The 21397-nt window shown below is 58.6% G+C and carries 20 protein-coding genes; 14 read left to right on the top strand and 6 right to left on the bottom strand.

Annotated elements, in window-relative coordinates:
• The first annotated feature begins 4 nt into the window (after window positions 1-4).
• The 3 genes from mobA to G437_RS0107400 are packed head-to-tail and all read left to right on the top strand — an operon-like array spanning window position 5 to window position 1978.
• Entirely contained in the window at window positions 5-598 is a 594-nt protein-coding gene (gene mobA / locus G437_RS0107410; protein ID WP_231782335.1) for a molybdenum cofactor guanylyltransferase, read from the top strand.
• A gap of 43 nt (window positions 599-641) precedes the next feature.
• Complete coding sequence (gene moaA, locus G437_RS0107405) at window positions 642-1724, top strand: GTP 3',8-cyclase MoaA (RefSeq protein ID WP_024331931.1); 1083 nt, start codon at window positions 642-644, stop codon at window positions 1722-1724.
• The gene (locus G437_RS0107400; RefSeq protein ID WP_024331930.1) at window positions 1724-1978 is read left to right on the top strand and encodes a ubiquitin family protein; all 255 of its coding nucleotides are present in this window, start codon (window positions 1724-1726) and stop codon (window positions 1976-1978) included. Before moaA ends, G437_RS0107400 begins: the two co-directional genes overlap by 1 nt.
• Window positions 1979-2001: 23 nt before the next feature.
• Here G437_RS0107400 and G437_RS10965 read toward each other — a convergent pair whose 3' ends face one another.
• Both G437_RS10965 and G437_RS0107390 read right to left on the bottom strand, forming a co-directional pair.
• Entirely contained in the window at window positions 2002-2580 is a 579-nt protein-coding gene (locus tag G437_RS10965) for a GNAT family N-acetyltransferase (RefSeq protein WP_024331929.1), read from the bottom strand.
• Window positions 2581-2619: 39 nt separating this feature from the next.
• The gene (locus tag G437_RS0107390) at window positions 2620-3600 is read right to left on the bottom strand and encodes a molybdenum cofactor biosynthesis protein MoaE (protein ID WP_024331928.1); all 981 of its coding nucleotides are present in this window, start codon (window positions 3598-3600) and stop codon (window positions 2620-2622) included.
• 78 nt (window positions 3601-3678) lie between these two features.
• On the opposite strand from G437_RS0107390, the gene G437_RS0107385 reads away from it, so the two are divergent.
• From G437_RS0107385 to moaC, 3 genes are read left to right on the top strand one after another with little or no spacing between them, the layout of a single operon-like run.
• Complete coding sequence (locus G437_RS0107385) at window positions 3679-4461, top strand: HesA/MoeB/ThiF family protein (protein WP_024331927.1); 783 nt, start codon at window positions 3679-3681, stop codon at window positions 4459-4461.
• Window positions 4462-4495: 34 nt separating this feature from the next.
• Window positions 4496-5755: a molybdopterin molybdotransferase MoeA gene (locus tag G437_RS0107380; protein WP_024331926.1), complete on the top strand. Its 1260-nt coding sequence runs from the start codon at window positions 4496-4498 to the stop codon at window positions 5753-5755.
• Window positions 5752-6231 (top strand): cyclic pyranopterin monophosphate synthase MoaC, encoded by a 480-nt coding sequence (moaC, locus tag G437_RS0107375; protein ID WP_024331925.1) that lies wholly within the window; start codon window positions 5752-5754, stop codon window positions 6229-6231. The genes G437_RS0107380 and moaC overlap by 4 nt, the downstream gene beginning before the upstream one ends.
• 41 nt (window positions 6232-6272) lie before the next feature.
• On the opposite strand, the gene G437_RS0107370 is transcribed toward moaC, so the two are convergent.
• The 3 genes from G437_RS0107370 to G437_RS0107360 are packed head-to-tail and all read right to left on the bottom strand — an operon-like array spanning window position 6273 to window position 9072.
• Window positions 6273-7799, bottom strand: a complete 1527-nt coding sequence (locus G437_RS0107370; RefSeq protein ID WP_024331924.1) for an ABC transporter permease — start codon at window positions 7797-7799, stop codon at window positions 6273-6275.
• A gap of 41 nt (window positions 7800-7840) precedes the next feature.
• The gene (modA, locus tag G437_RS0107365; protein WP_024331923.1) at window positions 7841-8662 is read right to left on the bottom strand and encodes a molybdate ABC transporter substrate-binding protein; all 822 of its coding nucleotides are present in this window, start codon (window positions 8660-8662) and stop codon (window positions 7841-7843) included.
• A 35-nt stretch (window positions 8663-8697) separates the two neighbouring features.
• Complete coding sequence (locus tag G437_RS0107360) at window positions 8698-9072, bottom strand: TOBE domain-containing protein (protein ID WP_024331922.1); 375 nt, start codon at window positions 9070-9072, stop codon at window positions 8698-8700.
• 356 nt (window positions 9073-9428) lie between these two features.
• On the opposite strand from G437_RS0107360, the gene G437_RS0107350 reads away from it, so the two are divergent.
• The 3 genes from G437_RS0107350 to G437_RS0107340 are packed head-to-tail and all read left to right on the top strand — an operon-like array spanning window position 9429 to window position 12335.
• Window positions 9429-10442 (top strand): FecCD family ABC transporter permease, encoded by a 1014-nt coding sequence (locus G437_RS0107350; protein ID WP_024331921.1) that lies wholly within the window; start codon window positions 9429-9431, stop codon window positions 10440-10442.
• Entirely contained in the window at window positions 10439-11230 is a 792-nt protein-coding gene (locus G437_RS0107345; protein ID WP_051141916.1) for an ABC transporter ATP-binding protein, read from the top strand. Before G437_RS0107350 ends, G437_RS0107345 begins: the two co-directional genes overlap by 4 nt.
• Window positions 11231-11234: 4 nt before the next feature.
• Window positions 11235-12335, top strand: coding sequence for an ABC transporter substrate-binding protein (locus G437_RS0107340; RefSeq protein ID WP_024331919.1), 1101 nt, complete (start codon window positions 11235-11237; stop codon window positions 12333-12335).
• 62 nt (window positions 12336-12397) lie between these two features.
• Here G437_RS0107340 and G437_RS0107335 read toward each other — a convergent pair whose 3' ends face one another.
• Window positions 12398-12895 carry a molybdopterin-binding protein gene (locus G437_RS0107335; protein ID WP_024331918.1) on the bottom strand — a complete coding sequence of 166 codons (498 nt, stop codon included), beginning with the start codon at window positions 12893-12895 and terminating at the stop codon, window positions 12398-12400.
• A gap of 240 nt (window positions 12896-13135) precedes the next feature.
• Between G437_RS0107335 and G437_RS0107330 the strand changes: the two genes are divergently transcribed.
• From G437_RS0107330 to narI, 5 genes are read left to right on the top strand one after another with little or no spacing between them, the layout of a single operon-like run.
• Complete coding sequence (locus G437_RS0107330) at window positions 13136-14461, top strand: nitrate/nitrite transporter (protein WP_024331917.1); 1326 nt, start codon at window positions 13136-13138, stop codon at window positions 14459-14461.
• Between the two features lie 14 nt (window positions 14462-14475).
• Window positions 14476-18177, top strand: a complete 3702-nt coding sequence (locus G437_RS0107325) for a nitrate reductase subunit alpha (protein WP_024331916.1) — start codon at window positions 14476-14478, stop codon at window positions 18175-18177.
• Complete coding sequence (narH, locus tag G437_RS0107320) at window positions 18177-19688, top strand: nitrate reductase subunit beta (protein ID WP_024331915.1); 1512 nt, start codon at window positions 18177-18179, stop codon at window positions 19686-19688. The genes G437_RS0107325 and narH overlap by 1 nt, the downstream gene beginning before the upstream one ends.
• The gene (narJ, locus tag G437_RS0107315) at window positions 19688-20395 is read left to right on the top strand and encodes a nitrate reductase molybdenum cofactor assembly chaperone (RefSeq protein ID WP_024331914.1); all 708 of its coding nucleotides are present in this window, start codon (window positions 19688-19690) and stop codon (window positions 20393-20395) included. The genes narH and narJ overlap by 1 nt, the downstream gene beginning before the upstream one ends.
• Window positions 20392-21159 (top strand): respiratory nitrate reductase subunit gamma, encoded by a 768-nt coding sequence (gene narI, locus G437_RS0107310; RefSeq protein WP_024331913.1) that lies wholly within the window; start codon window positions 20392-20394, stop codon window positions 21157-21159. The genes narJ and narI overlap by 4 nt, the downstream gene beginning before the upstream one ends.
• Window positions 21160-21397 lie beyond the last annotated feature (238 nt).

The following is a 21397-nucleotide window of genomic DNA, read 5'->3' as shown; positions in this document are numbered from 1 at the left end:
GGCCGTGCCTTTGCGGTTAGTGATCATCCTGGCTGGGGGAACCGCCCGCCGGCTAGGAGGGGTGTCCAAACCGGATTTGCAAGTGGGCGGGATGAGCCTGCTGCAAAGGCAGTTGGGGCAGGTGAAAGACGTATGCCCGCTGGCGCAGGTGGTGGTTGTAGCGCCACCTACGGTGGTTGTGCCAAAAGGGGTTACTAGGGTACTTGAGGACCCACCTTTTGGAGGGCCGGTGGCCGGCTTTGCCGCGGGCCTTTCAGCTGCTCCCGGTTCGGCGGAGGGCCTGGTTGGGCTCGCCACCTGTGATGCGCCGCTGGCGCCTGCGAACTACGGGAGGCTCGTGGCCGCCCTCGGGCCGGATCTAGACGGGGCTGTTCCTACTACCGGCGAGGGCGAAGACGCGTTCGCACAATACGCCCTGGGCGTATACAGGCGCGAAAGTTTGGCCAAACTCCTGGGCGGGCCCACCCGAAACGTGTCGGTAAAGGGGACGTTTTCGCCTGCAAAATTGGCGTTTGTGCCAGACCGGGAGGGACTGTGTACGGACGTCGACACCTGGGAAGATGTAGAAACGTTAGAAGGCTTACTAAACCTGCACTGAGGCATATCCGAAGTTAGACTAAGGCAATGTTAAGGGAGGTTTTTTGAGCACACTTGTCGAGCTGCCACTCGTGCAGGCGAAGCTTGATGCGCGAGGGCGTCCTGACGTGCCCGAGCTAGTTGATAGGCACGGCAGAATTGCCCGCGATCTGCGCATTTCTGTGACCGACCGGTGTAACTTGCGTTGCCAGTACTGCATGCCCGCCGAGGGTGTGTCCTTCCGTCCCAGCGAGCAGATCCTGACCGACGAAGAAATAATCCGCCTTATGCGTATTGGCGTTGGTCAGTGCGGCATAGAAGAGATCCGCTTTACCGGCGGGGAGCCGCTCATGCGACGTAGCCTGGAAGAACTGGTGGCTGCCGCCTCCCAGTTGCGTTCGTGGAAAGGCAAGCCGCTGGATTTGTCACTTACCACTAACGGGCTGGGCTTGAAGCACAGGGCGAAGGCTCTGGCCGAGGCGGGTCTTACGCGAGTGAATATTTCGATGGATTCAGCCACCCGCGAGGGCTACCGCAAGCTCACCCGGCGTGACCGCTTTCAGGATGCGGCTGCCGGGGCTAGGGCTGCCGTTGAGGCGGGGCTTACCCCGGTGAAGTTGAACGCCCTCCTAATGCCCGGGGTGAACGAGGACGAAGCCCCCGAACTAGTGCGCTATGCCTTAAAGGGCGGTTACGAATTGCGTTTTATAGAGTTCATGCCGCTGGGCCCGCGCGGGTCGTGGAAGCGCGAGCAGATGGTAACTCGCGACGACATTTTGGATAAGTTGCGCCCCCATTTTGATTTAGCTCATCGCCCAGAGCGCGAACGCGGGCCAGCCCCAGCTGAAGAATGGGACGTGATGCCCGGGGCAAACCACCCGGGTGGGCGCATCGGCATTATTGGTTCAGTTACCCGCCCATTTTGTGGCGACTGCGATCGCACGCGCCTCACAGCGGACGGGCAGATCCGCTCCTGCCTGTTCGCACGTAACGAGACAGACCTGCGTTCGCTGCTGCGCGGGGGAGCCACCGACCAGGAAATCGCCCGGGTCTGGCGCCTCGCGATGTGGGGTAAACAGCCAGGTCACGGAATAAATGACCCAAGTTTCTTGAGCCCTTCGCGGCCCATGAGTGCGATTGGAGGATAATGCCTACAGCAAAAGTAACCTATTTCGCCGGCGTGGCTGATGCGGCCGGCACTCGCGAAGAACGGGTGAGCCTACCCGAGGCGATCGACGCCTCATCTTTGCGTGACATATTGAAAGCGGGCAAGTCCGAACGCTTCGGGCAGGTAGTTGACGTGTGCGCCCTTATTGTGGGCGGGCAAGCCCTTGCGGGCGATCCAATCCGCCTAGACGGAGAGGTTTCCATTGAGGTGCTGCCGCCCTTCGCCGGCGGCTGAGCCAGCCTACAAGCGGCCTGGGGTTAGCGCCGGCCCGGGCGGATCAAGACGTAGCGGAAGTGCATGCGCCTGAGCCGGCCGAAAGGCTCGCGCACGCGGTCGACAATACGAAAGCCCACGCCCTCGTACAAGGGCAAAACCTTTTCGTTGCCTTCCATAACATCCAACACGTAGGTGCGGGCGGGCACAACTTCGATGGCCTTGCGCAGCATTGCCGTGGCTACCCCTTTGCCCCGAGCCTTCGGTACCGTTCCCACGCACGATATGAAGGCCTCCCTGGTACCCACCTTTACTCGAGGGCGCACCTCCCTCTCGAGGACGCGCCCACCGATGTGCCCATAAAGTGGGCCCAAAATTTTGGCTAGGTGGGCGTAATCGACGTCGAAGGGGTCCCGCCCACCGAAGGCAATTGCGAGCACGCCTACCACCTGGGTGCCGTCTTTAGCGATTATGAAACGGTCGGGCACCACTGCGGGGGTGAGCCCCCGCACTAGCTTTTCTTGGTCAGAGCTCAACGCCTTGAACTGGTCGTAGAACGCGGTGGATACTGCCTCAACTATGCCGGCGCGGTCGGCGTCGGTTCCAAGCCTGTATTCGATCATGCCTTTCACCTTAGGCGGGCCCGCGCTGCCCTTCCACCGCTAGGCGCTGCCAGTCCAGGCGTGCGAGCCGTCAGTAAATTCTTGTTTCTTCCACACCGGCAGTTCTGCCTTCACCTGTTCCACCGCCTTCTCGAGTAGTTCGAAGGCCTCGCGACGGTGGGCCGCGGAGGCGGCTGCGGCAAAGGCCACGTCGCCAACCTCTAGGTGCCCGTAGCGGTGGACCACAGCCAGTTTCAGTGCGCCCGAACCTTTGGCGCAGGCGCGCGCGATGCGTTCTACAACCTTGCCGGCATCCGGGTGGGCTTCATAGTCAATGGAAACAACGCCCTGCCCATCGTCGTGGTTGCGCACGCGCCCATCGAAGAGGACGACAGCCCCAGCCTGCGGGTCACGCACGGATTCTTGCAGAGCAATCACGTCAATGGGCTCGGGCGTGAGACCAGCGAATACGACCTGAGCGTCAGAGCCGTCGTTGTAGCCGCGATTTTGGACCGCAAAAGTGGCCTGCTGGTGTGCGGACATGCCTATCTTCTCGGCTGGGGCGGTATGGTCAGCATCTAGGAGCTGTTCACAAATGTGCGAAATTAGTGGCCCGATGGCCCCAACCGCGTCCTTGACCCCGCCGGTGGAGCCGGGGGCGTTTACAATAAAGGCCCGCCTCGAATCTAATTCGATTACGCCGGCAATCCCGCGCGAAAGTGCTGCGGCCGGAACTTTGGGGTTGTTGCGCAAGGCGGCCTCGATGCCCTCGGCGCGTTTGGAAACTAGCTTGGCTGTGGCTTCCGGGGTTACGTCGCGAGTGGAAATCCCCGTGCCGCCCGTGGTGAAAACAATGTTGGCTCCACCGCGAATTGCCTGCTCTATGGCCCGCGTTATGTCGCAGACTTGGTCGGGCACAACCGTGGCGGGGGAGGTTTGGCCAAACTCTGAAAGAAGCTGCACAGCGAGCGGGCCAGACTTGTCTGGGCGCACCCCGGCGGCAGATCTGTCAGAAACTGTTATCACTGAAATATTTGGCATGGTCCCATCGTACTAATTGCTGGCTGACCTGCCACAAAATGTGCAATATTACCCCCGCGAAATATAGGCTTGAACTCGATGAGCATTACACCGATCGCAAAACTGGGACCCGAACTTACGGACTTGCAACGCGAACGCTACGCCCGCCCGATGCTGCTGGCCGGCATGGGCGAGGAGGGCCAACGCCGGCTGCTAAATGCCAAGGTGCTAGTGGTAGGGGCAGGCGGGCTGGGTTCGCCGGCACTGCTCTACTTGGCGGGGGCCGGGATCGGGCGGCTGGGCGTGCTCGATTCAGATCGACTAGATGTGTCAAACCTGCACCGGCAGATCATGCATTCCATGGAAGCGCTCGGGCAAGAAAAAGTACAGAGCGCGGCCCGGCGCATCCAAGGGCTAAACCCAGACGTGCAAGTGGTCACCTACAACCAGCGCCTGGGCGAGGACAACGTGCAGGAAATATTTGCCCCCTGGGACATAATCGTCGACGCCACAGACAACTTTGCCACCAGGTATCTGATAGACGCCGCCGCCACTCGTTTGGGCAAACCCGAGGTGTGGGGTTCCGTACTTGGGGCAGCCGGGCAGGTCTCTACCTTCTGGTCTGGCCCGCAGGCAGAAAAAGCCGGCGTAAAAGTGCAAGCCCGCCTACCCCATCTGCACCCTGCTGCCCCGCCCGCAGGGGTAATTCCCACCGGCCCGTCCTCGCCGGTAATCGGGCCCCTAACCGGGATGATTGGTTCGCTAATGGCAGGGGAAGTAACAAAGCTGGCAGCCGGCTACGGCCAGTTGCTGTTGGGGCGTGTCGCATACCTGGATACCGCGGCCGGGCAGATGCGGGACCTCACTTTCAAAAGCGCGTAGGCGCACCAGGAATTAGGTGAACAAGGGAGTAAGAATGAAAGATGTTGCCGCGCACTACCGCGACGTATTGCAACTCGGCCAGCCGCTGCCGCCGCAAACGGTGCCAGTAGAACAGGCTTTGGGCAGAGTGTTGGCGCAAGATACTCCCGCCCGCTATTCGGTACCTCCCTTTACAAACTCTGCGATGGACGGTTTCGCAGTGCGCGCAGAGGACGTGCAAGCAGGTTGCACCCTGCCGGTTAGCACCGACATTCCCGCGGGGCGTACGGACCCGCTAACGCTCGAGGCGGGTACGGCCATGCGCATTATGACCGGAGCTCCACTGCCCAGTGGCGCAAACGCCGTAGTGCAAGTGGAGCTTACCGAAAACGCCGACCAAAACATGGCCGAACAGGCCCCCGCCCAAGTGACCTTCAGTGCCGACGTTGCTGCAGGCGCCAACGTTCGCCGAGCCGGTGAAGATATAAACGCTGGCGAAACGCTGTTTCAGGCGGGGACGCGCCTTAGTGCGGCCCACCTTTCAGCACTGGTCGCGGTGGGCTACGGCCAAGTGCAGATACGCCCGGGGTTACGCGTCGGAGTAGTAACCACCGGCGAGGAATTGCGCCCGGCCGGTGAACAGCTAAAGCCCGGGCAGATACCAGATTCCAACTCGGTGCTGGTTGCCTCTCTAGCTGCCGAGGCCGGAGCCAGCGCCCATCTGCGGGCCTTTCACGCCGACACTGTAGAGGGATTCTTAGCAGATCTAGATGCGGCCGCCCGCGAAGTGGACTTGCTGATCACCACGGGCGGGGTTTCGGCAGGAGCCTTCGACGTGGTCAAAGCAGCCCTGCGGCAAAAAGGAGTCACCTTCACCAAAGTTGCCATGCAACCGGGCAAACCGCAAGGCTTCGGCCAGATCCGCGCAAACGGCCGGGACGTACCGATCCTTTGCCTACCCGGAAACCCCGTATCCGTCCTCGTGTCCTGGTACCTGTTTGCCGTGCCCTTGATACACAAACTAGAAGGCCAGCGCCCGGCTGCTTTTGACGACCGTTTCACGCGTGCCGAAGTGGGCACCGGGTGGAAGCGCAAGACCGGACGCGTACAATTCTTGCCCGCCACGGCGCGCGAGGGCGAAAATGGCCTTCCCAGCGCCGAGGTGCACGTTCACCCAGCCAGCCACGGGGGCTCAAAATCGCACTTTGTGGCCTCGCTGGCGGCTGCCACCGGGCTCGTGAGAATACCTGCTGATCAGGCAGAAGTAAAAGTTGGCGAAGAGGTACCCGTAATGTGGTTTGGGAGGCCCAGATGAAATTTAGCCACCTCAGCGAGGCGGGAAACGCCCACATGGTAGACGTGACAGCTAAAGCACCCACCGTCCGCGAAGCCACCGCCATCGGCAAAGTGGAATGCTCCAGCCAGATCGTGCAGGCCCTCCGCGACGGTACCGTTCCCAAAGGTGACGTGCTGGCGGTAGCGCGCATAGCCGGCATATCCGCCGCCAAAAAGGTGCCCGAACTACTACCCTTGGCGCACACCATAGGGGTGCACGGAGCACAAGTCGACTTGGAACTGAACCAAGACCACGTGGCCATAACCGCCACCGTGCGCACCGCCGACCGTACCGGCGTCGAAATGGAAGCCCTCACCGCGGTGTCGGTGGCTGCCCTCGCCATAGTGGACATGGTCAAAGGCGTGGACCGGTCCGCCCAAATTACTGACTGCAAAATCATTCACAAGGCGGGCGGGAGATCCGGGGACTGGTATAGGCCCGGCTACGAAAAATAGCCGCCAACTCGGCCCGGCTGAAGGTGCAGCGGCTAAGCCTGCTAGCCTTTGTGGGGTTCGGCCCGCTCCACCCGGCCGTGGCGGATAAGCACGTCAAAGCTGGAAAGCTGGGCTGCGTCCTCCACATCGTGAGTAACTAAAACCGCGGTGAAAGGGTGCGCTTGCAGGCGGCGCAGCAGCTGGTGGCGAACTGCCTGGGCAGAAGGTTCGTCCAAACCAGCCATGGGCTCGTCGAGCAGTACCACATCCGGATCCAACGCCATTGCCCTGGCAATTGCAGCCCGCTGAGCCTGCCCGCCCGAAAGCTGGGTGGAACGGCGCTCGGCTAGCGCTTCCATTCCTACCGCTTTCAATTCGGCTCTGGCGCGCTCGCGGGCCGCCTTTGCGCCCACGTGGCGGGCCCGCAACCCGAACTCGACATTTTGGCGTACGGACATGTGCGGAAATAGTAGCGATTTTTGCTGCAATAGCACGATTTTGGGCGAGGGCGGGTCGAAACTGACCTGCCCCTCGGAGGGAAGCAAAGATCCCGAAATGAGCGACAGCAGTGTGGATTTACCCGACCCGTTGGGGCCCATCACCGAGGTGAGTACCCCGCCCGGAAGATCCACATTCAAGGATACGTCGCGTTCGCTAACCTTCGCCGCCACGTGGATTGAAGGGCAGGACGAGGGCGAAGCTGAAACGGGCAGCTCCCCTTCGGCTGGGGCAGCTGGCTCGGTGAAGGTACTTCCTGTCTTTGCGCGGCGTTTTTGCAACGCCTGCATTTCTGCCTCGGTTCGCCCGCCGGGGAGGTGGGCGGCCAGGGCGTTGGCCCCAAACAAGATTGCTAACGCCAGTGCGAGCAGAACGACGGATAAAGCCAGGGCCTCGTCGGTGGAGGACTGGCGTTGTAAGTAGATTGCTAAAGGCATGGTTTGAGTGGTGCCTTGCAGGGATCCCGCAAAAGTAATGGTGGCCCCGAATTCGCCTAGAGCACGCGAAAAGGACATGGCTGCCGCCGAGAGCACTGAGGGGAACATGACAGGCAGCGTCACCTGGAAGAAAGTGCGCGTTCTAGAGGCCCCCAAAGCGCGCGCAGCCTGGTCGTATTCGCTGCCGCGAGTGCGGATAGCGCCCTCGAGCGAAGAGACTAAAAAGGGCATGGCCACAAACGTCTGCGCCATGATCACTGCCAGGGTAGTGAAGCCAATTTCTATGCCTGCTACAGATAGGTGCCGGCCCAGTAGGCCGCGCCTGCCCCAGGTGAGCAAGAGGGCCAGGCCGGCCACCACCGGGGGCAGCATCATTGGCAGCGTGACCACTGTGCGCAGCAGCCGTGCCCACCACCTATCTGGCAAATTCGCCAGCACAAAGGCTAGGGGGACGCCCAGCATTACGCAGAGGGCGAGCGTGATGCCGCAGGTGCGCAGCGATAGCCACAGGGCATCTTGGGAAACGTCGGTGGAAATCAGCTGGCCGAAGCGCGTCCAGGGAGTTTGCGTAAAGACGGTTACCAGGGGAAATACTAAAAAGAGGGCGGCGAGGGCGCCGGGCAGTGCCAGCCAGGGAGCATACTTTAGCTTCATAAATACACCTGTGGCCCGCCGGAGCGGGCCACTAAGCAGTTTTACTTGTTAGTTGGGGCTGTGAAGCCGTACTTTTCGAGGATCTTTTGGCCTGCGTCCGAAAGAATGAAATCTACGAAGGCTTTGCCGCCCTCCTTATTCTTTGCCGACTTGGTCAAAGCAACTCGGTAGTCATTTACCACCATGTCCGCGTGCGGAAGTTTGATTGCCTCGACCTTGTCGGAGGCCATGGCGTCGGTCTTGTAGACGATGCCGGCGTCGGCCTCGCCAGTTTCAACCTTGGCGAGGGTGTCGCCCACGTTCTGCTCCTCGGAAACCGGGGTGAACTTTACGCCCGCCATTTCGGCGAGCTCCTTGGTGGCGTTGCCACAGGGGACCCCAACGGCGCACACCACTAGCTTCTTGTCTTTGAGGGCGTCAGTAGTGAATTCCTTTACTCCAGCCGGGTTGCCCTTGGGAACAACCATGACCAAAGTGTTGGTGGCGTAGGACTTGTTGGCCTCGACGTCGCCGTTCTTGTCGGCCTTGTCCATGTTCTTCTGGTCGGCAGTAAACAGGGCGTCGGCGGGCGAACCCTGGTGGATCTGATCTACCAGGTTCTGAGAGCCGTCAAAGCTGAAGGTAACCTTGGTGCCCTTGTTCTGCTTCTCGAATTCTTTGCCCAACTCGGTGAAGGCTTTGGTTAGGGATTTTGCCGCGAAAATAGTGACATTGCCCAGGTTCTTACCCTGGTCAGCCTGAGTGGACTGAGAGGTTTCAGACTTGGCATCGTTCGCCTTCTGGTTGTCTGTAGACGAACAGCCAGAAAGGGCCATAGCGGCCGCGGCCACCAAGGCCAGGCCAGTACCAAACTTACGAAGCATTTGTAACTGCCTTTCGTCGCGGCTAGCCCGCGAACTTATTTGACGATAGAAACGTTTGTGGCCTTGATCTGCGCCTTTGCAATAACGCCCGGTTTTAGATCTAGATCCTTTACTGCCTCGGTAGAAATTAGTGAAACCACCCGGTAGGGGCCGCACTGCATTACTACCTGGCTCATGACCTTATCCGAGATGACCTCGATAACTAGGCCATCTAACAGATTTCGGCTAGAAACGTTGTGACTTGGTTCGTGAGTATTCGCATCCTTTAGGTAGCGCGCCAGCGATTCGCCAGTAACCTGCAGCGGGGAAGAATCCTTTTCGGCCTGGATTCGCCCGTCGTCGAGCCACCGGCGGACAGTGTCGTCAGAGACGCCGAGCAGGCGCGATACTTCAGAAATACGGTAATTCATCGATACCACCTTATCTATTTGTTGCGGACATCAGCAAGCAATTTTGCCGCAAATGCGGAAGTGACTATTTCGGGTTTGGGCTGCGAAAATGCGGCCTCTGCTGCCACCATAGCCGAGGGCGGGCGGGCGCGTTAGGGGGTAAATTCCGACTTAGGTTCGGGCATTCGCCGCCGCAGAAATTTTGGGGATTTGTGGCGTGATGCCTGCTGTGGCGCACCACAATGCGGATATGTAATCATTGGCGGATGTAGGAAGAATTTTTCGCTAAGAAAATCACACGCGGTAAAACAATAGATTTAGCTCCGCAGGTGCAAGACTAGGTAGCGGATATGCCAGCAGGTGCGGAAGGGGAACGGATGCGAAAATCTGCGGGGGCGCAGTTAGCATTCCTCCTGTTAATTTCCGCTGTGGTGTTGCTCGCAATAATGGGTGCATGTCTAACCGTGGGCAGGTACGGGCTGCCCGCTCACACTATTTTCACCGCATTCAACCCATTTGCTAAAGACAGTGTTTCTGCCGCGGATGCGACTGTGCTCTACCAGGTGCGCCTGCCGCGCATGGTGGGGGCCGCCCTCGTCGGAGCTGCGCTGGCACTAGCTGGGGTGTCCTATCAAGGAATCTTCCGCAATCCGCTGGTATCGCCTGGCATCCTAGGCGTATCGCAGGGCGCTTCGGTGGGGGCCGCAGGGGCAATTCTGTTGGGGCTGTCCACGCTGGGCGTATCGGCGGCGGCGCTCGTTGGCGGCATCGTCGCTGTTTTACTTGCCACCTCTATCCCGCGCGTGCTGCGCAACGATTCAACGCTGATGCTGGTGCTCTCGGGTGTAATAATTGGCGGTTTTGGATCCGCCCTCGTGGGAATCTTAAAATTTGTTGCAGATCCGGAAACAGAGCTCGCTGCCATCGTGTTTTGGCAAATGGGCTCCCTCTCGGACGTGCGTACTGATTCGCTGGCCCACTGCGCCCTGCTAGCGCTACCCGCCGCCGCACTCCTGCTGGCAATGCGCTGGCGTATCAACGTGATTTCCCTTGGAGATCGCGAGGCCGCCGCGTTGGGAGTGAACCTGCGCCGGGACCGCTCGTTTGCAATCCTGGCGGCTACTGTTCTAACCGCTGCTGCCGTGTGTTTGGCCGGAACTGTTTCGTGGGTGGGGCTCGTGGTGCCGCACCTGTGCCGCCTGGTTGTGGGGCCAAATAATGCGCGCCTACTGCCCCTGTCAGTAACCTTTGGTGCCTCATTCATGGTGGTTGTCGATACGCTGGCGCGCTCGCTCAACCAGATGGAAGTCCCGCTCGGAGTGGTCACCGGCATGATTGGTGCGCCCCTATTCTTGCTGCTACTAGCCGTAGGCAAGGTGAAAGTCCGATGAGCCTGATGCAACTAGAAAATGTCGGCTTCTACTACCGTGCAGACAAGTGGGTATTCCGCGACGTGAACCTCACCCTCGAAAAGGGGCAAACTCTTTCAATATTGGGTAAAAATGGCGCCGGTAAATCGACGCTTTTGCAGGTTGCGCTCGGGCTGGCCACCCCCACCGAGGGCGAAGCCCGCCTAGGCGGCACCGCCACGACTCGCCTCAGCCCCGCCAAGCGGGCCCGCCTGGCCTGCTACCTGCCCCAAACAGAAACCGTCAACGTTGCCTATTCTGTAACCGACTACCTGCTCATGGGGCGCACCCCCTACCTGGGCGCCTTCAGCTCACCGAGGGCGAAGGACCGGTTGCGCGTGCGCAAAGTAATAGCAGAAATGGGGCTGGAGGACTTCGCAGGCAGGCCGATAAACGAGCTATCTGGCGGGGAAAAACAACGCGTGGGCTTTGCGCGCGCCCTGGTGCAAGGCTCCCCGCTAGTGGTCATGGATGAGCCCACATCCGCCCTCGACATGGGAAACCAAATGCGCACCCTAAAGAAAATGCGGGAGCTGACGGGGGAAGGCTTCGCGGTCGTGGCTACCACCCACGACCCTAACCAGGCTTTTTTACTGGGGGGCAAAGTAGCCCTCATGGAAAAAGGCAAACCCGTAAAAGTAGGTGCGGCGGCAGAAGTGCTAACAAGCAGCTCACTCACAGAACTTTTCGGAACCCCCATACGGGTGCGCTGGGACGACCAGTTGCACAGGCATGTGTGTCTGGGGGCCGAAAGAATTGAAGAAAGGTAAAAATATGTCTCTGCTGAAGAAAGTAGTGGCACTTGGTGCGTTGGTGGCAATGCCGCTAACCCTTACCGCGTGCGGCGCAAACCAGGCGAGCGAAAAGCCGTCCCCCGCAGCAACGCAGACCGAATCCAAGACCCGCACCGTAACCGACGTTGACGGCACCAAGGTAAAAATTCCCGCCCAGCCGAAGCGCATCGCAGACCTGTGGCACGCAAACAACCAGGTAGTGCTGCTGCTGGGAGGTGCCGACAAGCTAGTGGCAACTACTAAGCAGGTGCAGGCCCTGCCCTGGTTCGCAAAAGTGTACCCGGGCATTAAAAAACTGCCAGCCCCGGCTGCAAAAACTGACCTGAACATTGAAGAATTGCTGGCGGCCAAACCCGAGGTGGTGCTCGCCTCTAACAAGGAGCAGATCGAGGCCGTGCGCGCCAAGGGTATCCCGGCAGTTCACGTCGAGTTCCAGAACTTCGCAGACATGAACAAGGTAATCGATATTACGGCCGACGTGCTGGGCACCCCCGAGGCCAAGAAGAAGGCTGCCTCCTTCCACAAATACCTGAATAAGAACTTGGACCTGGTGAAAGACCGCCTGAAAGACGTTGCGGATGGGAATAGGCCATCCGTGCTGCACATTGTTGGTGGGGACGACCTGACTAAGGTCGATGGCTCAGATTCCCTAATCGGCGAATGGATGAAGGCTACCGGGCTGAAAAATTCCCTGGACAACGTCCAAAACATGAAGGAAGTTACGCTAGAGCAGATTATCGGATCCAACCCTGACGCCATCATTATTGGCGGAGGCAAGGCGCAGGCCGGCGTGGATCAGATCAAGTCCGACCCAGCCTGGGCGGGCGTGAAGGCTGTTGCTGACGGAAAGATCATAAAGAACCCGGTTGGCACCTTCAACTGGGATCGCTACTCTGCTGAAGAAGCTCTGCAAATCCTGTGGTCGGCAAAGACCTTCTACCCGGACAAGTTCAAGGACGTTGACCTGGTAGCCGAAACCCAGAAGTTCTACAAGGACTTCTACGGCTACGACCTGAGTAAAGACGACGCCCAGCGGATTATCGACGGGCAGGCTCCCGAAGGGGCTGAAGCAGCCAAGTAACTAGCGGCGAAGCATCGCCCATCCCGGATCGTCTTGCCCTCTTGGGGCGGCGGTCCGGGTTTTTATTCGGCTAGCTGTTTGAGGATAGAGGGAAGCACCTTCAGCACTACTTCCAGGGTGTCTTTTACTCCGCCTTTTGAAGAGGGCGAATTTGCCACCACGGTGCCAGGCTTACCAATCGTAGTCACGCCAACGAGGCCGCGAGAGAGCCCGGCTAAGGGAGTAGATTTAGCCCCCTGCATGATGATTTGGGTGGCGAGGCCGGGGAAATCCGCAGCAAGGAATTCTTTGGTTACCTCGGGTACGCAAGCGCCGGCGGTTACTCCTGTTCCGCCAATACTCATTATGAAATCCGGCTTAGAGGCAAGTTGTGCGCTTAGAACTGTGCGGAAGTCGTTGGCGCGCTCGGCAACGATTAGGGGAGCTGGGCACAGGTAACCGGCTTTGGTCAGCAGCTCCCTTGCTAGTGTTCCCGAGTCGTTTGGGCGTTCCTTAGAAAGGACGCGATCGGAAACCACAATTACTACCGCGCAGTACTGTTTGCGAGTTGGTGCAGACATGGCGCCTTTTTCTAGTTTCGTCGCCGGCTCCTTCCGTGTTACGGCGCTTCTAATCATATGACTGTGCCCCGTTAGAAATGTATTAGACAAGTGTCGCATTACCTAAAATTATTGCACCATTCTTCCCCGCTACGTCAGCTGCCGCCAACATGGTTCGGGGTAATCGCCGTAACCTGGCCGTTAAACAAATTCGCATATTTTGGCCAAAAAGTATCTATTTTTCGCCCTCATAATCGAAATATGGAAAACAATGACTTTGCTCCCGCTGTGCAGGCGGGAAAGGAAGCGCCCACCCTGGACACCTCTGGGCGTGTGCTGCGTGGCTGGGACCCGGAAGAGGCTGAACGGTGGAGTAGCAAGCTAGCTTGGTCCACCCTGGCTATAACTACCTACTCGATGATTGTTGCTTTCTGCGTCTGGTTCTTGGTGTCGGCAATCGCACCGAAACTAAACGAAATTGGCTTTGATCTTTCGCCTGCACAACTGTACTGGTTGGGGGCAATGCCCGGCCTCTCGGGAGGCCTAATTCGACTGGTTTACATGTTCTTGCCGGCAAAAATCGGCACGCGCAAGATGGTTGCCTGGTCTTCGCTGCTGTACGTCATCCCGATGTTGGGATGGTTCTTCGCAGTGCAGAACCCCAACACCTCTTTTGCTGTACTCATACTACTGGCGTTCATCTGTGGCATTGGCGGTGGCTCCTTCTCGGGCTACATGCCTTCCACCGGATACTTCTTCCCGAAGCGCCTCTCGGGCACTGCCCTCGGCATTCAGGCCGGTATAGGTAACTTGGGCATGTCTATCATCCAACTAGCGGCCCCCGCGCTGATGGGATTTGGCCTCTTTGGCATCACCTTTATTGCCCCTCAGAACTCTGAAACTGGTCCGCTATACGTTCACAATGCGGCAATTTTCTTCGTCCCCTGGGCTGTTGTGGCCGCGGTACTAGCATTCGTTTTTCTAAAGGACGTTCCCGTTAAAGCTTCCGTCAAGGAACAGCTGGATATCTTTGACAACCCGAACACCTGGTATATGACCCTGCTCTACGTCATGACCTTCGGCATCTTTTCGGGTTTATGCGCTCAGTTCGGCATCCTGGTGAAGAACAACTTCGGTGGCGCCGGGCTTGCCCTAGCCTTTACCGGGCCGCTGATTGGTTCTGTTGTCCGCTTCATATGGGGGCCTTTGTGCGATAAGTTTACCGGCGGGTTGTGGACCTTCGTCTCGGGCGTCGGCATGACGGCCTCGCTGCTGTTTTGTTCGTTCTTCTTCGACAGCCAAAACTTCGCAATGTTCTATGCCGGCATGGTTGGCATGTTTATCTTTGCCGGCATTGGCAATGCCGGCACATTCAAGCAGATGCCTATGATCATGCCGAAGCGACAGGCGGGTGGCGCAATCGGATTTACCGGTGCCGCTGCTGCTTTTGGACCGTTCTTGGTGGGCGTAGCTCTGTCTTTGCTGTCGGCCAAAATCTTTTTTATCGGTTGCGCAATCTACTGCGGCATCTGCTCAATAATCTGCTGGCAGCGTTACGCCCGTCCCAGCGCGCCTTTCCGCGGCTAGTTAGGAGTTAGTAAGTGTCTAAATCATCCAATCCTTTATTGCAATTTGGTGCACAGGTTCGCGGCGGAAAGGCATCGGCCGATGCCCGCCAAATCTTCCTGAAGGGCGGACGTGAAGCTGACGTCTTCTACAGGCAGCGCTTTGCCCACGACAAGGTAGTGCGTTCCACCCACGGGGTGAACTGCACCGGTTCCTGCTCGTGGAAGGTGTACGTGAAGGACGGGATGATTACTTGGGAGTCTCAGGAGGTGGACTATCCTTCCACCGGCCCTGACCTGCCTGACTACGAGCCGCGCGGTTGCCCTCGTGGGGCGGCATTTAGTTGGTACGAGTATTCGCCTACGCGCATCCGCCACCCTTACGTGCGCGGAGTGCTGCTCGAGGCCTACCGCAAGGCCAAGCTTTCCGAGGGCGGGGATCCAGTCGCTGCCTGGCATAAAGTAGTTTCAGACCCGCTCACGGCGAAGGCGTACAAGTCTGCTCGCGGCAAGGGCGGAATGGTTCGGGTCAGCTACGCGGAAGCCGTCGAGATGATTGCCGCCGCCACCGTTTCTACTACCAAGGATTTTGGGCCTGACCGCCTTGCTGGCTTTTCTGTCATTCCCGCTATGAGCCAGGTTTCCTACGGTGCAGGATCCCGTTTTCTAGAGCTGATGGGCGGCACTATGCTGTCCTTTTACGATTGGTATGCTGATCTGCCGCAGTCCTCGCCGCTGGTTTTTGGCGACCAGACGGATGTACCTGAGGCGGGGGACTGGTTCAATTCTGACTACCTAATGGTGTGGGGATCGAACCTGTCGGTGACTAGGACTCCCGACGCCCACTTCATGACTGAGGCGCGCTACCACGGCTGCAAGGTTGTGGTTATGGCCCCGGACTATTCGGACACCACTAAGTTTGCTGACGAGTGGGTGCGCTTGGCTCCCGGCACTGACGGGGCTTTTGCTATGGCGATGGGGCACGTAATTTTGAAGGAGTTTCACGAGGGCAAGCGCACCAAGTTCTTCTTGGATTACATGAAGCGCTTTACGGATTCACCGTTTTTAGTGACGTTGGAAAGGCGCGAGGACGGCAGCCTGGTCCCGGCGCACTTCTTGACTGCCAGCGAAGTGGGCGGGGAACTGGCAAAGACCGAGAACGCCCAGTTCCGTCTGCTGGTTATGGACGAAGACGGCACGGTCAGGGATCCGGGAGGCACTAACGCCGATGCGTTCGGCAAAGAGGGAGCCGGCAAGTGGAATCTTTCGCTCGAGGGCGTATCCCCGCGGCTTAGCCTTTACGAGGCGGGTGGACAGGCCGAAACTATTAGTCTGCCGCGTTTTGACCTGCCCGCAGTCCCAGGGCCGGGCCCGATCGGAGCGGGAGTGCTGAAGCGGGGCGTGCCCGTGCGCGAAGTGGCGGGCAAGCTGGTAACTACCGTTTACGACATTATGTTGGCCCATTACGGCGTATACCGGCGGGGGCTGCCAGGGAGTTGGCCTGCCGATTACGAGGATGGCAGTGATCCTTACACTCCGGCCTGGCAGGAAGAACACACGGGGGTGCCCGCCGAGCAGGTAATTCGCATCGCCCGAGAGTTTGCCCAGACGGCGATCGATTCGAACGGTCGTTGCCAGATCATCATGGGTGCGGGCATCAACCATTATTTCCACTCGGACGACATGTACCGAACGATCCTGGCGCTAACCACCATGTGTGGTACCCAGGGTCGCAACGGGGGCGGTTGGGCACACTACGTCGGTCAGGAGAAGGTGCGTCCCATAACCGGCTGGCAGCAGTACGCAATGGCCTTGGACTGGCAAAGGCCAGCCCGGCAAATGATTTCTACGGGCTTTTGGTACATGCTTACCTCGCAGTGGCGTTATGACACGGGTACGGTCGAACGGTTCTGCTCCCCGCTAGCTTCCGGAAAGCTAGAAGGAATGACGGTTCCCGATTCGCTTGTAGAGGCCACCCAGCGCGGCTGGATGCCGTCTTACCCGCAGTTTGACCGGTCCCCGCTCAAAATTGCCAGGCAGGCGGAGGAAGCCGGCCAGGACGTTGGCGAGTACGTGGCAGCACAACTTGAAAGTGGCGAACTGAAGTTTGCCACACAGGATCCGGACGGGCCGGGTAACTGCGCAAAAGTGCTGTTCAACTGGCGTACTAACCTACTCGGTTCTTCAGCTAAAGGTACTGAATTCTTCCTGCGCCACATGATTGGAGCGGACAACGAGGTGCAGGCCGAGGAACTGCCGGAGGGGAAAAGGCCGAAGAATATTATTTGGCGTGAAGCGGTGAAGGGAAAGCTAGACTTGATGGTTACGGCTGACTTCCGCAACACGTCCACCACCTTGCACTCGGACATTGTTATGCCTGCTGCGACCTGGTACGAAAAGCACGACATTTCCTCTACGGATATGCACCCGTACATGCATACGTTCAACCCGGCTATTCAGCCGCCCTGGGATGCGCGCACAGACTACGAATGGTTCCGTGACATCGCTAAGTTAGCTACTGATATGGGGGCGAAACATCTGGGTAAGCAGACCGACGTGCTCACGGTGCCGTTGCAGCACGACAGCTCGGATGAACTAAACAATCCGCATGGGGAATTTACCTCCAGGGAAGAGGGCGGCTGGGTGCCCGGGGTGAATATGCCCAAGCTGGTGAAAATTGAGCGGGACTACTCGAAGATTTTCGAAAAGTGGAACGCGATTGGCCCGCTCCCAGAGAAAGTCGGCATGGCCACTAAACGCGTCGGTTTCAATGCCGAGGACAGCCGGAAAGTTGTCCAGTCCCTGGCGGAGCGCAACGGCACTGTAGAAACTGCAATCGGCCCGCGTCCCGCCCTCGACGATGCACGCAAGGCAGCGAACATGATCATGTCCCTTTCCGGCACCACCAACGGCAAAATAGCTGTGTCCGGTTGGAAGAATCTGGAAGCCAAAACCGGCAAACACTTCGCGGAACTGGCTGAAAGCGAGGAGGAAAAACTGATTACCTTTGACGACATCGTCAAAGCGCCCTCGTCGGTAATAACCTCCCCAGAGTGGACTGGATCAGAGCATGGGGGCCGCCGCTACAGCGCCTTCGTGGTCAACATTGAACGCGACAAGCCCTTCCACACTATTTCGGGGCGCATGCACTACTACCTGGACCATCAATGGTTGCGGGACTTTGGTGAGCAACTGCCCATCTACAGGCCCCCGCTCGACTTGATGCACCTGTACGGGGAACATAACCCCGGCCAAATCTTGCAGGACGGGCAGGGGCAAACCGAACTTGCCGTGCGCTATTTGACCCCGCACAACAAGTGGTCGATCCACTCCTCCTACTACGACAACCAGCACATCCTGACGCTGGGCCGCGGCGGGCAGGCCGTATGGATTGCCCCGGCAGACGCGAAGAAGGTAGGGGTGCGCGACAACGACTGGGTGGAAATCCGCAACCGCAACGGGGTGGTAACTGCCAGGGCCGTAGTATCACACCGCATCCCAGAGGGAACCGCCTACATGCATCACGCGCAGGACAGACAAATTGGTACCCCACTGAACGAAAAATCGGGTAAACGCGGCGGCACCCATAACTCCCTAACCCGTATATTGCTGAAGCCTGCGCACCTGATAGGTGGATACGGGCACACCACCTACGGCTTTAACTACATTGGCCCAACCGGAAACCAACGCGACGAGGTGGCAATACTGCGCCGTCGCAGCCAGGAGGTGCAGTTCTAATGAAGGTAATGGCACAAATTGCGATGGTAATGAACCTGGATAAGTGCATCGGCTGCCACACCTGCTCTGTGACTTGTAAACAGGCGTGGACGAACCGCGACGGCACGGAATACATCTGGTTCAATAACGTCGAAACTAAGCCCGGGGTTGGCTACCCGAAACGTTGGGAAGACCAAGATAAGTACAGGGGCGGGTGGAAGCTCAAGCGCGGCAAGCTCACCCCGCGTCTTGGCGGGCGCGCCCACCTCTTGTCGACCATCTTTGCCAACCCGCGCATGCCCGGCTTGGAAGATTACTACGAGCCGTGGACATATGAGTACGAGAAGCTGCTGTCGGCGCCGAAAGATTCAAAGGCGCTGCCTACGGCCAGGCCTATCAACCAGCTCACCGGCGAAAAGATTGACGCCCCTCAGTGGGGGCCAAACTGGGATGACGATTTGGGCGGGTCAGAAGAGACCATGGCCCAAGACCCGGTCATAAAAATCTCGGGGGCGCAGGTCAAGGCCCAAATCGAAGAAACCTTCATGTTCTACCTGCCGCGCATCTGCGAACACTGCCTAAATCCAACGTGCGTTTCTGTGTGCCCCTCGGGGGCAATGTACAAGCGCACCGAGGACGGGATCGTGCTGGTAGACCAGGATAAATGTCGCGGCTGGCGGATGTGCGTATCGGGTTGCCCCTACAAGAAGGTGTACTTCAACCATGCCACCGGCAAGGCCGAAAAATGTACGCTGTGCTACCCCAGGTTAGAGCAGGGGGAACCCACCGTGTGCTCTGAGACTTGCGTGGGCCGACTGCGCTACCTGGGAGTAATCCTCTACGACGCAGAGCGCGTCTCTGAGGCTGCTGCGACACGGGAAGAAAAAGATCTGTACCAGGCCCAGTGCGATTTGATCTTGGATCCTGCAGACCCCGAGGTTGTGCAAAATGCGCTCGCTAATGGGGTGCCCCGCTCCTACCTGGATGCGGCCGTACAGTCGCCGATCTACGCCCTCATCAAAAAGTACAAGGTGGCGCTTCCGCTACACCCGGAATTTCGGACCATGCCCATGGTTTGGTACATTCCGCCGCTGTCGCCCATCGTCGACCAGATTACTTCCCAGCATGGCGACGCCGAGGACGCAAAAGTCCTGCTGACTTCGATCGCCACCATGCGCATTCCGCTGGAATATTTGGCAGGTTTGTTCACTGCCGGCAACACTGCGCCGGTAGAAAAGTCGCTGCGCCGTCTGGCAGTAATGCGCTCCTACATGCGCGACATCCACCTAGGCGGCCATGCCGACGCGTCCATTCCGGCAGCGGTTGGGATGGGCGAGGACGAGGTCAAGGAAATGTATCGCCTACTTGCCATTGCCAAATACGACGATCGCTACGTAATCCCCACCACCCATCCCGAAGTCGAGCGCGACCTAGCAAACTTCGAATGCTCACTGACCGGCGGGCCCGGAACGATGCCGAATCGGCGCGAGGGTTGCGTAAACGTTGAACTATTGCCCACAAGGTACGCCTAATGAAAACAAACTTAGGCCCGCGCGGAGCGGGCGGGAGGGGAGCTGTAAGAAAGGGGCTGCCGCAGGAGGTTTCGCCCGCGGCCGTTTCCGCGCCCGAGCGTGCAACCGTATTTATTGCGGCTTCTCTCCTGCTCGACTACCCGAAGCAAAACTTCGGCCAGATACTAGACCAAGTCCAAACGGAAACTGCCAAGCTACCCTCCCCGCTGGAAGGGAATTTCAGCCGGTGGCTCGAATGGGCACGCAGGGTAGGAAAGACAAAAGTAGAACAAACCTACGTAAACACCTTCGACGAACAGCGGCGCTGCGCCCTCGAACTGAGCTACTACGCCGCAGGTGACACCCGACTACGAGGACAGGCCCTGTTAGCCTTCTCGCAGTTATATGCCGCAGCCGGTTACAACCTGGTTTCGGGGGAACTACCCGACTACCTGCCCGCAGTACTAGAAATGGCGGCCCGCAGCGGCGACCCCATTGTCGAAGCGGCCCTGGCCAGCCATCGAGACGGGCTCGAAGTACTACGAACGGCGCTCTACCAGCGCGAATCCCCGTGGGAGCAAATAGTGGGCGCGGTGTGCGCGGTTCTGCCAGAAATTGACGAGGCAACGCGGGCGCGCTACCAGAGGCTCATAAGGCAAGGTCCCCCGGCCGAATTAGTCGGCATCAACGATTTACCATTCCCAACCTTCCCGGAGGCAACTCGATGAACGCACTAGACGTATTCTGCTGGGGTATTTTCCCCTACATCTGCATGAGCCTATGCGCAGCAGGGCTAATGTGGCGGTGGCGGCACGACCAATTCGGCTGGACCTCCCGCTCTTCGCAACTGCACGAATCCACCCTGCTACGCCTAGGGTCGCCGCTATTTCACTTCGGATTGATATTCGTGTTCCTAGGGCATGTCATGGGCCTGCTTGTACCAAAATCGTGGACTCGAGCAGTGGGCATTTCCCAACACACCTACCACCTGCTGGCCACCATCCCCGGTACCCTAGCTGCCGCCATTACGGTAGCCGGGCTTGTGATCTTGCTTTACCGGCGCTTCCGAGTAAAAGGCGTTCGCGAGGCGACCACCCGCGCCGACAAAATAATGTACTTCTTTTTAACCGTTCCTATTCTTCTGGGGACCTGGGCCACCGTGTCGAATCAAGTCCTAGGGCAATCCTCCGCCGGTCCTGCAGGCTATGACTACCGTGAAACTATCTCGCCGTGGCTGCGCTCCCTGTTCTACTTCCGCCCAGAATTGTCGTTGATGGCAGATGTGCCGCTCAATTTTAAACTGCACGTAATAGCCGGTTTCCTGCTGCTCGCACTACTCCCACTGACACGTTTGGTACACATGTTCAGCGCTCCGGTCGGGTACGCGACTAGGCCCTACGTTATATATCGCTCGCGCGAGGCACACGTGGCATCCGCAAAACCCGCCCGCGGGTGGAACAAGCCGCGTAGCGCCCAGCGATTCGAAGAATAGGGAATTTTCACGTTTTGAGGGTTGGGTGGGTGGTTTGGGTTAACGGTTGGTGAATGGGGGGTTGTTTTTGGGTGTATTTGGCCTTTGGGGGCTGTTGTGGGGTTTTGGGGGTGGTTAGGGTTGGTTTTGGGTCGGTGGTTTGGCCGGCTGTTTTGTAGGTTTGAGTTTTTTGTGTTGGGAGCTTTTTATGGCGAACATGAATGTTACTTATGCGGAGTTGGAGCAGGTTGCTTCGCAG

The sequence above is a fragment of the Winkia neuii subsp. neuii DSM 8576 genome (genome assembly GCF_000420405.1).
GTDB classification, from domain to species: domain Bacteria; phylum Actinomycetota; class Actinomycetes; order Actinomycetales; family Actinomycetaceae; genus Winkia; species Winkia neuii.
This window is presented reverse-complemented; position numbering and strand designations above follow the sequence as displayed.